A 14,965-nucleotide genomic window follows, 5' to 3' on the forward strand; every position below is an offset into this window, starting at 1 on the left:
AAATAGCGGATTCTCCGGAAGATCATAACCATGCCCAATTACCGTATTGCTCCCAGCATCCTGTCAGCCGACTTTGCCCGTCTGGGCGAGGAAGTCAGGAACGTTGTCGCCGCCGGCGCCGACATCATCCATTTCGATGTCATGGATAACCACTATGTGCCGAACCTGACCGTCGGCCCGCTGGTCTGCCAGGCGATCCGCCCCCACGTGGACGTACCGATCGACGTGCACCTGATGGTCAAGCCGGTGGACCGCATCATTCCCGACTTCGCCAAGGCGGGCGCCAACATCATCACTTTCCATCCGGAAGCCTCGGAGCATCTCGACCGCAGCCTGCAGCTGATCCGCGACCAGGGGTGCAAGGCTGGGTTGGTGTTCAATCCGGGCACGCCGCTGCACTACCTCGACCATGTCATGGACAAGCTCGACATTATCCTGATCATGTCGGTCAATCCGGGCTTTGGCGGCCAATCCTTCATTCCGCATGCCCTGAACAAGATTGCCGCCGTGCGCCGGCTGATCGATGAATCCGGCCGCGACATCATGCTGGAAGTCGATGGCGGCATCAAGGTCGAGAACATTGCAGAGGCTGCGCGTGCCGGCGCCGATACCTTCGTGGCCGGTTCCGCCATCTTCGGCAAGGCCGATTACAAGGCGGTTATCGACGCCATGCGCGGCGAACTGGCTGCCGTATGACCGCGCGCGATCCTCTGCTGCTGACGGGCATCCGCGCTGCCATCATCGACCTTGACGGCACGATGGTGGATACGGCGCCGGATTTCCTGGTCGCCATCAATCGCATGCGTGCCGACCTGTCACTGGCACCTCTGGATATCGATACCATCACGAATTTCGTCGGCAAGGGTACAGAAAACCTGATGCGCCGCGTGCTGGCGGTTGATTATGCGGAGGACGGGGTGGAGCGGCATTTCGACGCGGCGCTGGCGTCGTATCAGCGCCATTACCATGCCATCAACGGCGACTTCAGCAGCGTTTATCCGGAAGTGCATGAAGGCTTGAAAGCCATGCAGGAAAGGCGTTTGCGCCTGGCTTGCGTGACCAACAAGCCGCTGGCATTTGCCCTGCCCCTGCTGGAAAAAACCGGTTTGCGCGGGTATTTCGAGATTGTCTATGGCGGCGACTCCTTCCCGAAAAAGAAACCCGATCCGCAACCGCTGCTGCAGGTCTGCAGCGATTTCGCACTGGCACCGGCGCAAGTGGTTGCGATCGGCGATTCGTCCAACGATGCTATCGCGGCACGCGCCGCGGGATGCCGGGTCTTGAACGTGCCATACGGATACAATCATGGTCAGGCTGTACATGAAATCGATTCGGATGGTATAGTTTCTTCGTTGCTTGAAGCAGCGCATCTGCTTTCAGCCTGAATACTACATAATCAATTTCCGCATGTTCCTCGTTCAAAAACGTGACATCGCATCGCCCGGCACCTTTGAGGCCTGGCTATGGCGACGCTGGCAATTCCGGGCCTGCTAGGCCTGCTGCCGCCCGCCATTTTGTATGGTTGGCAACGTTTTTTGATGCAAATTCCGCGCTATTGCCTGTCCGCTTTACAATAGCGCCTGGAGAGGACTATGACCGAACTCGAATTCAAATCGCTGGCCACGCAAGGCTATAACCGCATTCCCTTGATTGCCGAGGCTTTTGCCGACCTGGAAACCCCGCTGACGCTCTACCTGAAGCTGGCGCAACCGCAGCACGCCGGGAAGAATTCCTTCCTGCTTGAATCGGTGGTCGGCGGCGAGCGTTTCGGCCGCTATTCCTTCATCGGCTTGCCGGCCACGACCCTGCTGCGCAGCTTCGGCAAGCGCATCGAGGTCGTACGCCATGATGAAGTGGTGGAAAACCATGAAGGCAATCCGCTCGAATTCATCGCGCAATTCCAGTCACGCTACAAGGTGGCGGTCAGCCCGGGCATGCCGCGTTTTTGCGGCGGCCTGGCCGGCTACTTTGGCTACGATGCCGTGCGCCATATCGAAAAGCGCCTGGAAAACGGCGCGCCACCGGATGACCTTGGCCTGCCGGAGATCCAGTTGCTGGTCACGGAAGAACTGGCCGTGATCGACAACCTGTCGGGCAAGCTGTACCTGATCGTATATGCCGACCCGTCGCGCCCGGAAGCCTACACCAAGGCGCAGCAGCGCCTGAAGGACTTGCGCGCCATGCTGCGCCGCGCCGTCGATGCGCCGGTCACTTCGGCATCGGTGCGTACCGAGTCGATCCGCGACTTTGACAAGAAGGACTTCCTGGCTGCCGTAGGCAAGGCCAAGGAATACATCATGGCCGGCGACCTGATGCAGGTGCAGGTCGGCCAGCGCATCCGCAAGCCCTATGTGGATTCGCCGCTGTCGCTGTACCGCGCGCTGCGCTCGCTGAATCCTTCGCCCTACATGTATTTCTACAATTTCGGCGACATGCAGATCGTCGGCGCGTCGCCGGAAATCCTGGTGCGCAACGAAGCCACACCGGATGGCCGGAAAAAGGTCACGATCCGGCCACTGGCCGGAACCCGCCCGCGTGGCTCGACGCCGGAACACGACCAGCAACTGGCGCGGGAATTACTGGCCGACCCGAAGGAAATCGCCGAACACGTGATGCTGATCGACCTGGCCCGCAACGATATCGGCCGCATCGCCGAGATCGGCAGTGTGAAAGTCACCGACAAGTTCGTGATCGAAAAATATTCGCATGTGCAGCATATCGTCTCGAATGTCGAAGGCACGCTGAAGCCCGAAATGTCGAACCTCGATGTGCTGAAAGCCACTTTCCCCGCCGGGACCCTGTCGGGCGCGCCGAAAGTGCGGGCGATGGAATTGATCGACGAACTGGAGCCGACCAAGCGCGGCATCTATGGCGGCGCCTGCGGCTACCTGTCGTTCGGCGGCGAAATGGACCTGGCCATTGCGATTCGCACGGGCGTCATCAAGGATGGCATGCTCTACGTGCAGGCGGCCGCCGGCGTGGTAGCCGATTCGGTGCCCGAGATGGAATGGCAGGAAACCGAGAACAAGGCGCGCGCCGTATTGCGCGCGGCCGAGCAGGTGCAAGACGGACTGGATGGGGGAAACTGAGATGCTGCTGATGATCGACAACTATGATTCCTTCACCTATAACCTGGTGCAGTATTTCGGCGAACTGGGCGAGGATGTGCGCACCTATCGCAACGATGAAATCACCCTCGACGAAATCACGAAGCTGAATCCGGCGCGCATCTGCATTTCGCCCGGTCCCTGCACGCCGCACGAAGCGGGCATTTCGGTGCCGGTTCTGCAGCGATTCGCCGGCAAGCTGCCGATCCTGGGCGTGTGCCTGGGGCATCAGAGCATCGGCGCGGCGTTCGGCGGCAAGGTGGTGCGTGCCAAGCAAGTCATGCATGGCAAGACCTCGGCCATCGAACATACCGGCGCCGGCGTCTTCAAGGGCTTGCCCAATCCCTTTACCGTGATCCGCTACCATTCCCTGGCCATCGAGCGCGCGTCGCTGCCGGATTGCCTGGAAGTGACGGCCTGGACCGAGGATGGCGAAATCATGGGCGTGCGGCACAAGGAATTCGCCATCGAAGGCGTGCAATTTCACCCGGAATCGATCCTGTCGGAACATGGTCACGCGCTGTTGAAGAATTTTCTGACAGCCTGAGATGCGTGCCTTGCTTGTCTGCGTCTTGATGCTGGCCACGGGTGTTGCCAGTGCCGATACGCTGGCGACTTGCCAGGCGCAAAAACAGACAGACGATGCGGTGCAATTGTGTGTCGAAACCGCGCGGTTGCACTCGACCAACCAGTTGCGCAAACAGAGCGCGGCGACGCGTGCCGCCGTACGTGCAAAAGCCCAGAGCGGAGAAAGCCAGGGGCTGCTGCACGATTACCGCCGACTGGAAGCGCGCCATGTGCGCGAACGCAATTCCTTGTGCCGCAAACAGGAAACACCGCTGGAACGCGATGCCTGCATCGCCGACATGAACGAGGCGCACGGCGCGCAACTGTCGCGCCTCATGCAGTAAGGGCAAGACCTGAGCGGATCTTGTTTCGGACGGGTATCAGCCCATGGCAGGCGACCAGACAGGCTAAGCCTGCCGGTTGTGGCAGGGATGATTTAATCGAAATATTTTATTCAGGAGTTCTCATGTCCATCACACCACAAGAAGCCCTGTCGCGCTGTATCGACCATCGCGAAATCTTCCATGACGAGATGCTGTCGCTGTTCCGCCAGATCATGAGCGGCGAAGTGTCGCCAGTGTTGATCGCCGCGCTGACCATGGGACTTCGGGTCAAGAAAGAAACCATCGGCGAGATCGCTGCCGCCGCGCAGGTGATGCGCGAGTTCGCCACCAAGGTCGAGGTCGCCAATCCGGACAGGCTGCTGGATATTGTCGGCACCGGCGGCGATGGCGCGCATACCTTCAACATATCGACGACAGCGCTGTTCGCGGTCGCCGCTGCCGGGGGCCAGGTCGCCAAGCATGGCGGGCGCAGCGTCTCTTCCTCGTCCGGCAGCGCCGACGCCATGGAAGCACTGGGGGCGCAGATCAACCTGAAACCGGAACTGGTGGCCAAATCGATCGAACAGTCGGGCATCGGCTTCATGTTCGCGCCCAACCACCACGCCGCCATGAAACATGCGGCACCGGTGCGCAAGGAACTGGGCGTACGCACCATTTTCAATATCCTTGGGCCACTGACCAATCCCGCCGGTGCCGCCAATATCCTGATGGGCGTGTTCCATCCGGACCTGGTCGGCATCCAGGTGCGCGTGCTGCAGCGCCTCGGCGCCAGGCGCGCCGTGGTGGTGTGGGGCCGGGACAACCTCGATGAAGTGACGCTGGGTGCCGGCACCATGGTGGGCGAGCTGATCGACGGCGAAATCCGCGAATATGAAATCCATCCGGAAGATTTCGGCCTGCAGATGGCCGCCACCCGCAACCTGAAAGTCGCCAGCGCCGCTGAATCCAAAGTAAAGATGCTTGAAGCGCTGGATAACAAGCCGGGCGCGGTGCGCGACATCGTCGCCATCAACGCGGGCACCGCCCTGTATGCCGGGGGTGTGGCATCCTCGATCGCCGAGGGCCTGGCCAAGGCGCAGGAAGCGCTGGCCTCGGGCGCTGCGCGCGCAAAGATGGAGCAATTCGTGAAAGTCACGCAAGCGCTGAGCCGCGCCGCTTAAGCCACGTTCCTTCCCTATTTGAAATTCAATTCACTATGTCCGATATTCTCAACAAAATCCTGGCGGTCAAGGCCGACGAAGTCGCCGCTGCCAAGAAATACCAGGACTTCGCCAGCCTGCGGCGCGAAGTCGAAGGCAACACGGAACTGCGCGCCGACCTGCGCGGCTTCGAGGCAGCCCTGCGCGCCAAGATCGCTGCCGGCGGCGCAGCCGTGATTTCCGAAGTTAAAAAAGCCTCGCCTTCCAAAGGCATCCTGCGCGCCAATTTCGATCCGGCAGAAATCGCCGCAAGCTATGCGCAACATGGTGCGGCATGCCTGTCGGTGCTCACCGACGAACAGTTCTTCCATGGTAAGCCTGCCTACCTGCAGCAGGCGCGCAAGGCCTGTGCGCTGCCCGCCATGCGCAAGGATTTTTTGATCGACACTTATCATGTCTACCAGGCACGCGCCCTGGGCGCCGATGCCATTCTCCTGATCGTCGCCGCGCTGGACCATGGCCTGATGGCAGAGATGGAAGCCTGTGCGCATGAATTGGGCATGGGCGTACTGGTGGAAGTGCACGATGCCGATGAATTGAATGCAGCGCTGCGTTTGAAGACCGCCATGCTGGGCATTAATAACCGCAATCTGCGCACCTTCGAGACGTCACTGCAGACCACGATCGATTTCCTGCCGCGCATTCCGCCAGAGAAGCTGGTGGTGACCGAATCGGGCATTCTCGGCCCGGACGATGTCAAGCGCATGCGCGACGCCAACGTCAATGCCTTCCTGGTGGGCGAAGCATTCATGCGCGCGCCCAACCCCGGGCTGGAACTGGGCCGCCTGTTCGCCTGATCCGCCAGCCGCTTAAACCTTCCCGCGGCCCAGCCAGCCCGCGCGCAAACGGGCCGCGGCGGCAGGCTTCGCCTCCATCGTCAGGCTCGCCTGCGGCGTGTCATCGGCGGCAAGCGTCGCCGCTACGCTGAACAGCTCATCGCGCCGGAAAGCGTGGATGGTAACCGTATCGCCGACACGCAACCGGGCCAGCAGCGTATCCAGGTTGGATGCCGTCACACGCAGGCCATCGATTGCTGCGAGCACGTCGCCGGCGGACAACCCCGCACGATGCGCAACGCTGTCTTCATGCACGTTGGCTAGCCGGCAATCGTTGCCCTCCTTCGTGATGCGAACCCCCAGCCCCGGCCTGGCGTCCTTGCGGCCATCGACCAGCGTCACGCCAAAGGGCGCCAGCAGCTTGGCCAGCGGCAAGTCGTCAGTGCCGCTCACGAAGCGCCGCAATGCGCGCCTGAGTGACAGGCCGCTGACTTCGTCAACCAACGCCTCGACCGCCGCTTCGGTGATGCCGCGACCGGCGTCGGGTCCATCGCCATAAAAGTCACGGCCATAGCGCTGCCACAATGCGCGCATCACATCGTCCAGGGATTTCTTGCCCCTGGTCTGGCTGCGGATGGTGAGATCCAGCGCCAGTCCGATCAGCGAACCCTTGGTGTAATAGCTGACGACCGCGTTCGGGGCATTCTCGTCCTGGCGGTAATACTTGACCCAGGCATCGAAGCTCGACTCCGCCACGCTCTGCTTGGTCCGGCCGCTACCGCGCGCAACGCCGTTGATGGTCTTGGCCAGCAGCTTGAAGTAATCCTTTTCATCGATCAGGCCGGACCGCACCAGCATCAGGTCGTCGTAATAGCTGGTGAAGCCTTCGAAGAGCCAGAGCAGCGAGGTGTAGTTTTCCAGGCGCAAGTTGTATGGCGCGAATACCGCGGGCTTGATGCGCTTGACGTTCCATGTATGAAAATATTCGTGGCTGCACAAGCCAAGATAGGTGCGATAGCCATCGCTGATGTCCTTTTTGCCCAGCACCGGCAAGTCGGCGCGCGAACAAATCAATGCTGTGGAGGCGCGATGCTCCAGCCCACCGTAACCGTCGCCCACTGCCAGGGTCATGAAGACGTAGCGGCGCATCGGCGCATGCCGGCTTTGCGGCTCGAACAGGGCAATCTGCGCCTCGCAGACTTTCTTGAGGTCGGCGGCAAGGCGCGGCAAGTCGAGATTCGGCACGCGGCCGGTGATGACGATATCGTGCGGCACGCCATGCGCCTTGAAGGTTGCCAGCGCAAAGTCCCCCATTTCCACCGGATGGTCGATCAGTTCGTCATAGTCGGCAGCCACGTAAGTGCCGAAACCATGGCGCTTGGCTTTCAATTCCGGCAGCGAGGTCGCCACGCGCCAGCTGCTGCATGCCTCGGCCTGCGGACGCTGGATATCGACTACGTGCGGCAGGTGTTCCTGGTCATGCACACTCAGGAACACGCTGGTGCCGTTGAAAAAGCCGTGGGTTTGATCAAGGTGGGCGGCGCGCACCGACAGGTCCCAGGCATAGACTTCATAATGCAATATCAGCGGGCCGGCGCAAGGTGCCGCCTGCCAGGTATGCTTGTCGCGTTTTTGCAGGAGGACAGCAGCGCCCTGCGCTTCGGCGCGGATTTGCACGATATTGCGGGCAAACTCGCGGATCATGTAACTGCCGGGAATCCACGCTGGCAGGGAAAACACTTGGCCCCCCGCATCAGGGGCGGCGACCGTCAGGGTGACTTCGAACAGGTGGCCGGCCAGGTCTTTCGGCACGATGGTGTAGTGAATGGCTTTTTTCATTTCAGGGTTCCCAATGAAAAACGCCATGGCGCGGAAACGAACTTCCGGGCGCCATGGCGGCGGGCATGCAGGTCGGAAGTTGCTTACTTGATCGACGCGAGCTTGGCCTCGACCGCTTTCAGGTCGACTGCGCCGGGAATGCGCGAGCCATCGGCAAAGAAGATGGTTGGCGTACCGGTGATATTCAGCTTGCGCCCCAGCGCCAATATCTTGTCATGGGGATTGGTGAGGCAGTTCTCCGGAGCATCTGCCGGCACCTTGTTGTTCAACATCCAGTCATCCCAGGCTTTCTGGCGATCGGCACTGCACCAGACGTTTTTCGATTTGGCGATGGAATCTTCCGACAGGATGTTGTACATGAAGGTATAGACTGTTACGTTGTCCATGTCTTTCAGAGTATGGCGAAAACGTTTGCAGTAGCCGCAGTTCGGATCTTCGAAGATGGCGAGCACGCGCTTGCCATTGCCCTTGACCATCTTGAGGGCGGAATCGAAAGGTAGTTCGGAAAACTTGACCTTGCTGATGTCGTCGACGCGGGCCTTGGTATAGTCTTCGTAGGTGGTGGTATCGATGACGCGGCCGACGAACAGGTATTGCGCTTTTTTATCGGTGTACAGGATGTCGTTGCTGTCGGTACGAATTTCAAACAGGCCGGAATACGGCGTCCTGGTGACCGACACCACCTTGGCGCGTTCGCCCAGGCGGGGTTCAATCAGCTTCTTGACCGCGGCTTCTTCCGCACCTTGTGCAAAGACCGGGGCGCAGACGAGGCCAAACAAACCGATTGCTGCCAGTTTGATGCTATTCATGTAGTTTCCTGATTCAGATGCGCCTGCTGCCCTCAGGAGGGGCGGCCCAGCGCGTGGGAGATTAACTGCCTTTTCACGAAAGGCAAACGATCGACAAAGTTTAATCCAAGATTGCGGGCGATGCGCAACGGCGCGAAATCGCTGGCAAACAGGCGCTCCAGACCGTCGGTCGCAAGCTGCATGAGCAGGATGTCTTCCTTTCTCGCGCGCGCATAACGTCCCAGCACGCGGGCATCGCCGCAATCGCGCTGCGGTTCGCGTTCATCCAGCACCTTCAGCAGGGTGGCGACGTCGGCAAAGCCGAGGTTCATGCCATGGCCCGCCAGCGGATGTACGACGTGCGCCGCATCGCCCACCAGCGCTACGCGCGGCGCAGTGATCGCATGGGGGCGGATGAGCGCCAGGGGGAATGATTTGACTGCTTCGGGCAGGAGCGGCGTCAAGCGTCCGAGCGGACCGGCACAATAATGTCCAAGGCGCTGCGCCAGCTGCTCCAGGGGATCGGCCAGCAGGCGCTCTGCCAGCACTTCCGGCGCCGACCAGACCAGCGACACGCGCTCGCCCGGCAGCGGCAGCAGGGCAATGATGCCCTCCTCTCCCGCAAACCATTGATAGGCCACGCCGCGGTGCGGCTTTTCGCAAGTAAAGTTAGTGACGATGGCGCGCTGGCCATAGGGCCGGTAATCCATGCCGATTTCGCACTGGTGACGTACCCAGGAGTGGGCGCCGTCGGCACCGACCAGCAGGGCGGCAGACAGCGTATCGCCATTGTCCAGCGACACCTGCGCGGCTTGTGTATCTGTCTGTAGCTGCACTGCCCGGCCATGCACCATGTGGACGTTCGAGGCAAACTTCAGGGCGGCATCCAGCGCCTGGTTCAAATTGGCATCTTCAACAATCCAGGCCAGCTCGCCCACCCGTGCACCGTAGGAATCGAATGCCAGATGGCCGGCAGGCTCCGTACCGTCGCCCCGGACATCCATCGCATCGACCGGAGCAATGCGGTCGGCATGCAGTGCATCCCACACCTTCACGGATGATAATAATTTGTGCGCGACATGATTGACGGCATAAACCCGCACATCCCAGGGAGCATCCACGGCACCCGCTGCAGGAGAAGCCGTGCCGCACAAAAGGCTGACGCGCAGGCCGGCTTGCGCCAGCCCCAGGGCGGCAACCTTGCCGATGACGCCATTACCAATAATACAAATGTCGGTTTGCGAATGCATGAGAACGTACCGTCAAGAGTGTTCGAAAGTGCTGCTATTTACTACACCATTATAGCCGCTCGCCTTTTTTCTCCCTTTTTCATCAGGCTCTTTGCGGAAACAAATTGTTTTGCTATAATCTCGGATCTTGGCCTGGTAGCTCAGTCGGTAGAGCAGAGGATTGAAAATCCTTGTGTCGGTGGTTCGATTCCGCCCCGGGCCACCAAGTACAAAAGGCCAACCCATTGCGGTTGGCCTTTTCGTTTCCTCTCCTCGCAAAAATCGCCTCGGCCACCTTCCTGAACGGGAAGGCATCAAAACCGACCTGTTGCGCGATTCATGTTAAATATTGTCAATCTGAAATTTACAAATTCCCTGCATCAGTAAATCTTGGTAGATTAGAAGCATTCCAAGTTAAAACGACTTCCGAGGCGACTTTATGCGTATCGCAGTGCTGGATGATGACCACAGCCAGACCGACCTGGTATGCCAGGTGCTGAAATCGGCTGGCCATACCTGCTACCCGTTCCAGAGCGGCAAAGAGATGCTGAACCAGCTGCGTCGTGAAAGCTTCGACCTGCTGATCATCGACTGGCAGGTACCGGACCTGAGCGGCCCCGAAGTTTTGCAATGGGCCCGCGAAAAACTGTCGCCCAACCTGCCGGTGCTGTTCATGACCAGCCGCTCGGGCGAGGACGATATCGTCGCCGGCCTGGCAGCCGGCGCCGACGACTACATGATCAAGCCGATCCGCCGCGGCGAACTTACCGCGCGCGTGCAGGCCCTGCTGCGGCGCGCCTACCCCAACCAGGCCAGCGCCGAACAGATCCAGTTCAACCAGTATGTCTTCGAGCCGCGCACCGGCCGACTCACCGCCAACGGCCAGGCAATCGAAGTGACGCAAAAGGAATTCGACCTCGCACTGCTGTTTTTCCGTAACCTTGGACGCCCCCTATCACGCGCCTATATCCTTGAAGCGGTGTGGTCGCGTGACGTCGATATCCCCTCGCGCACCATGGATACCCATGTCTCGCGTGTGCGCAGCAAGCTACAGTTGCGTCCAGAAAATGGTTTTCGGCTGGCACCAGTGTATAGTTACGGTTATCGTCTGGAACAGATAACCGAATAAAGCGCTGATCTGACACGCCGGGCACCAGTCCAGCGGGTCTGCAGGCATGCGCGGGGAGCCAGCATGCGCACCATAGTCCTTCAATTCTTCCTGATGCTGTTTCTTGCAGGCGGCTCGCCCGCGGCATTCGCCAACAGCAATCCAGCCAGCCAGCAAGTCACTGTCAATCGCGCCAGCATTGTCTATGCCACACGCGCCGGCGACACCCTGATGTCGATCGCCGAGCGCTTTACGACCCGCATCGACAACTGGGTCACGCTCAGCAAAGTCAACAACATCGGCAGCGACACTGCCATCCCGATCGGCACGCCGATCACGATTCCGGCCGACCTGCTGCAGGACGAACCCAGCGAAGCGCGGGTGATTGCACTGTCCGGCAACATCACGGCAAGCTCGGAAGGCCAGCCGCTGCTGCTGGCGCTGGGCGCAAAAATCACCGAGGGTATGCAGATCGATACCGGCAACAACAGCTTCCTGACCCTGGAACTGCCTGACCAGTCGCGTATTTCGCTGCCTTCCAACAGCCGCATCCGTATCGCCAAGCTGCGCATGGCACGCTACACCAAGAGTCCGCGCACCGAGATCTTGCTCCTGAACGGCAAGGTCGAATCGAAAGTCGCGCCGCTGGAGCAAAACAAGGGGCGCTTCGAGGTACGCACGCCGATGGCGGTGGCGGGCGTGCGCGGCACCCAGTTCCGGGTCGGCATCAGCGAAAACGGCATGGCGACCGAAGTTTTGTCGGGCAAGGTTGAAGTGGAACGCCAGAGCGGCCGCAGCGGCCAGCACATTAACGGCGGCCAGGGCAACATCACCAATGCCAAGGCCGTTGGCAAGCCGGTCGACTTGCTGCCAACGCCGCAACTGGCAAGTGCGCCGGTGCGTCAGGAGCAGAACAGCGCACAGTTCGTACTGACGCCGGTTGCCGGCGCCCGCGGTTACCATGTCCAGATTGCCACTGACCTGGAAGCGAAAAACATCCTGCTCGAAGGCCATGCCAGGGACACGCGCATGAAGCTCGACGGCCTGCCCAACGGCAGCTACTATGCGCGCATCTCGGCGATCGACAAGCTCGGCCTGGAAGGCCCGGCAAGCACCCATGCCTTCACGCTTGGGGCCGCCCAGCCGGCCGCGTCCGGCCCGTCACCCGCGTCCCCCACGGTCGAAGCAGGCGAATCGAAGCAACTGGCGCTGCGCTGGACTGGCGCGCCGGGGCAGCAATTCACAGTGCAAGTAGCGCGCGACCTGGCATTTTCATGGCTGGTCTATTCCAGCAAGACAGCTGTGCCGGAAGCACGATTCCCGCGCCCGGCATTCGGCACCTATTACGCCCGGGTGCAAGTCAACAATCCTGACGGCAGCGCCAGCCCCTATTCGGCAGCCCAGCCATTCGTGGTGACCGACCAGTGGATCATCCATGACGGCAATCCCGTCAATGCGAGGAACGCTGCTGCGCGCTGAGACGCGTCCAGCAACAATCGCTTTTCATGAAATCAAACTGGCTTTCCCCCTTGGTACGTCGCCTTGCGGTACGCGAATGGTTGTCGATCCTGGTTGCAATGGTGCTGCTGGCGGCGGGCCTGGGCTGGCAAAACGGCCTGGGCCGGCTGGACCAGACCCTATACGACCAGTTCCTGTCCCAAAGTGGCCGGGTGGCGCGCGACGATATCCTGATCGTTTCCATTGATGACTATAGCCTGGGGCAACTGGGTCGCTGGCCCTGGCCGCGCACCCTGCACGCCGATCTGATCGCCCAGATCGCCGCTGCGCGGCCGCGCGCCATCGGACTGGACGTAATCATGTCCGAGCCGGAAGTGACGCAAGGCGACAATAGCCGTTCTGGCGACAAGGCGCTGGCCACGACCCTCCAGCAGAACCAGCGCACCGTGCTGCCCGTGGTAATGGCCAATACCGGCACCGGCCTGAGCGCAGTCTTGCCCACAGCCGGCATTGCCAAGAGCACGCGCGCGTTCGGCCACATCAATCTGGAGCATGACAATGATGGCGTCGTGCGCAGTGTCTATCTGTTCGAAGGCCAGAATGGCATCTGGTGGCCCCATTTTTCCCTGGCTTTGCTGCAACTGGGCGAAGCCGGGCAGGAGCGCGGCAACTTGCGCCTGACCGGCATGCAGGCCCCGGCGCCGGTTGCCGGCGAAGCCACCAAATTCGGGCACTGGCAGCGCAGCCGCAGGCTGCATATCCCGTTTGCCGGCAATAACGGCCACTTCCGCTCGATCCCGTATGTTTCCGTATTGCGCGGTGAAGTTCCGCCGCAATTTTTTACTGATAAATACGTGCTGATCGGCGCCACGGCCATCGGCATGACTGACTCCTATCCCACACCGGTATCAGGCGGGGCCGGCGCGATGGCAGGCATCGAAATTAACGCCAACATCCTTGCCAGCCTGCTGGACCAGGAGGCAATTGCGATCGCCAAACCATGGCAGGCGGCATTGTTTTCCACTCTTCCCGTGCTGGTGGCAGTGTTTGGCTACTTCCTGCTGTCGCCACGCCTGGCGCTGCTGCTCAACGTCGTCATGCTGGCGCTAACCCTCGTCTCCAGTTTTCTTGCCCTGCGTCTGGGCGTCTGGTTCGCACCGGCTGCGGCCCTGCTGACGCTGCTGGTGTCTTATCCGCTGTGGAGCTGGCGCCGCCTGGAAGCCGCCATCGATTACCTTGGCAAGGAATTCATACGACTGGATCAGGAGCCGCATGTGCTGCCGGAACTTGCCAGCAGCAACACCATCATCGAAGACGTGCTGGAACGGCGCATGAACGCCATGGAAACGGCGGCACGACGGGTACGCGACTTGCGCCAGTTCATTTCGGATAACCTCGACAGCCTGCCGGATGCCACGCTGGTGACGACAGTGGATGGCCATGTTCTGCTGGCCAACAAGCATGCCAACCAGTATTTCGCGCTCGCCGGCCACCAGGACGTCCAGGGTGCGCTGCTGCCTTACCTGTTTTCCACGCTGGCAGCGCCCGAACCCATCAATCAAACCATCAGCACGCGCTTCGACTGGTGGCAATTGCTGGACCTTAAATATGTACCGCTGCTGACCGATGGCGTCAGCACCCAGGACCAGCAAGGGCGCGATCTTTTGATCAAGAGCGCGCCGTGCCACTCGGCCAGCAACGAATTGTCTGGCTGGATTGTCAGCGTGATCGATATTTCACCGATTCGCGCCGCCGAACGCAGCCGCGACGAAACCCTGCGCTTCCTGTCGCATGACATGCGCGCACCGCAGGCATCGATCCTGGCGCTGCTGGAATTGCAGCACGACCCGGCTTCCGCGCTGACGCAGCCCGAATTATTTGCCCGCATCGAAAAGGCCACGCGCAAGACGCTGGGACTGGCCGACAACTTCGTGCAACTGGCACGCGCCGAATCGCACGAATACCGGCTGGAAGAAGTCGATTTCCAGGAAATGCTCTTTGATGCCACGGATGAAATGTGGTCGCTGGCCAAGAGCAAGCAGATTGAACTGGTAACCGACATCCAGGACGGCGACTACCCGGTACGTGCCGACCGCTCCCTGATGACGCGCGCGCTGGTTAACTTGATTTCCAACGCCATCAACTACAGCCCGACAGGCACTCGCGTGACGTGCGAAGTCCACCTGCAAAACACGCTGGAAGGCGCACACGTGGTGTGCAGCATCAGCGACCAGGGTTATGGTATCGCGCCGCACGACCAGCTCAAATTGTTCCGGCGCTTCCAGCGCCTGGAGTTGCCAAACCAGCCACGCCACGAAGGCATCGGCCTGGGCCTGGTGTTCGTCAAGACGGTGGTGGAACGCCACCTGGGAGAAATCCGCTTCGCCAGCAAAGTCGGGGAAGGCACCACCTTTACCATTGATTTGCCCAGCGCTTTACCGGCATGAAGCAGCCGTCCGGCGCAAGAACATTGTTGCCTTGATCACATTTTCCGCCCACACCGCCAGTTATGCTCATGCTGCGGTGCAAGCGGCTATAATGCTGCATTAT

Annotated in this window: 13 protein-coding genes and 1 tRNA gene; 11 read left to right on the forward strand and 3 right to left on the reverse strand. The window is 60.5% G+C overall.

The features are described from left to right. Nucleotides 1–30 precede the first annotated feature (30 nt). The 7 genes from rpe (at nucleotide 31) to trpC (ending at nucleotide 6,014) form a co-directional block, all read left to right on the forward strand. Nucleotides 31–696, forward strand: a complete 666-nt coding sequence (gene rpe / locus EKL02_RS17360) for a ribulose-phosphate 3-epimerase (protein ID WP_128903198.1) — start codon at nucleotides 31–33, stop codon at nucleotides 694–696. Beyond that, entirely contained in the window at nucleotides 693–1,385 is a 693-nt protein-coding gene (locus EKL02_RS17365) for a phosphoglycolate phosphatase (RefSeq protein ID WP_128903199.1), read from the forward strand. The genes rpe and EKL02_RS17365 overlap by 4 nt, the downstream gene beginning before the upstream one ends. Before the next feature lie 207 nt (nucleotides 1,386–1,592). Then, nucleotides 1,593–3,089: an anthranilate synthase component I gene (trpE, locus tag EKL02_RS17370; RefSeq protein WP_128903200.1), complete on the forward strand. Its 1,497-nt coding sequence runs from the start codon at nucleotides 1,593–1,595 to the stop codon at nucleotides 3,087–3,089. 1 nt (nucleotide 3,090) lies between these two features. After that, entirely contained in the window at nucleotides 3,091–3,654 is a 564-nt protein-coding gene (locus EKL02_RS17375) for an aminodeoxychorismate/anthranilate synthase component II (protein WP_128903201.1), read from the forward strand. 1 nt (nucleotide 3,655) lies between these two features. Continuing rightward, a complete protein-coding gene (locus EKL02_RS17380) occupies nucleotides 3,656–4,018 on the forward strand; it encodes a hypothetical protein (protein ID WP_128903202.1) in 363 nt (120 codons plus the stop codon). Nucleotides 4,019–4,140: 122 nt separating this feature from the next. Next, entirely contained in the window at nucleotides 4,141–5,178 is a 1,038-nt protein-coding gene (gene trpD, locus EKL02_RS17385; RefSeq protein WP_128903203.1) for an anthranilate phosphoribosyltransferase, read from the forward strand. Between the two features lie 35 nt (nucleotides 5,179–5,213). Next, nucleotides 5,214–6,014, forward strand: coding sequence for an indole-3-glycerol phosphate synthase TrpC (gene trpC / locus EKL02_RS17390; protein ID WP_128903204.1), 801 nt, complete (start codon nucleotides 5,214–5,216; stop codon nucleotides 6,012–6,014). Nucleotides 6,015–6,026: 12 nt separating this feature from the next. Here trpC and EKL02_RS17395 read toward each other — a convergent pair whose 3' ends face one another. The 3 genes from EKL02_RS17395 to EKL02_RS17405 form a co-directional block, all read right to left on the reverse strand. Further along, nucleotides 6,027–7,832, reverse strand: a complete 1,806-nt coding sequence (locus EKL02_RS17395) for a M61 family metallopeptidase (RefSeq protein WP_128903205.1) — start codon at nucleotides 7,830–7,832, stop codon at nucleotides 6,027–6,029. An 83-nt stretch (nucleotides 7,833–7,915) separates the two neighbouring features. After that, nucleotides 7,916–8,641 (reverse strand): DsbC family protein, encoded by a 726-nt coding sequence (locus EKL02_RS17400; RefSeq protein WP_128903206.1) that lies wholly within the window; start codon nucleotides 8,639–8,641, stop codon nucleotides 7,916–7,918. 32 nt (nucleotides 8,642–8,673) lie between these two features. Further along, a complete protein-coding gene (locus EKL02_RS17405; protein WP_128903207.1) occupies nucleotides 8,674–9,870 on the reverse strand; it encodes a UbiH/UbiF family hydroxylase in 1,197 nt (398 codons plus the stop codon). A 129-nt stretch (nucleotides 9,871–9,999) separates the two neighbouring features. Here EKL02_RS17405 and EKL02_RS17410 point away from each other — a divergent pair. From EKL02_RS17410 to EKL02_RS17425, 4 genes are all read left to right on the forward strand, one after another. Next, nucleotides 10,000–10,075, forward strand: a tRNA-Phe gene (locus EKL02_RS17410). Nucleotides 10,076–10,288: 213 nt separating this feature from the next. After that, nucleotides 10,289–10,978 (forward strand): response regulator transcription factor, encoded by a 690-nt coding sequence (locus EKL02_RS17415; RefSeq protein ID WP_128903208.1) that lies wholly within the window; start codon nucleotides 10,289–10,291, stop codon nucleotides 10,976–10,978. 63 nt (nucleotides 10,979–11,041) lie between these two features. Continuing rightward, nucleotides 11,042–12,436: a FecR domain-containing protein gene (locus EKL02_RS17420; protein ID WP_128903209.1), complete on the forward strand. Its 1,395-nt coding sequence runs from the start codon at nucleotides 11,042–11,044 to the stop codon at nucleotides 12,434–12,436. A gap of 26 nt (nucleotides 12,437–12,462) precedes the next feature. Then, nucleotides 12,463–14,862, forward strand: coding sequence for a CHASE2 domain-containing protein (locus tag EKL02_RS17425; RefSeq protein ID WP_128903210.1), 2,400 nt, complete (start codon nucleotides 12,463–12,465; stop codon nucleotides 14,860–14,862). The last annotated feature ends 103 nt before the right edge of the window (nucleotides 14,863–14,965 follow it).

Origin of the sequence: Janthinobacterium sp. 17J80-10 (genome assembly GCF_004114795.1) — a bacterium.
In the GTDB taxonomy this organism is placed as follows: domain Bacteria; phylum Pseudomonadota; class Gammaproteobacteria; order Burkholderiales; family Burkholderiaceae_D; genus Paucimonas.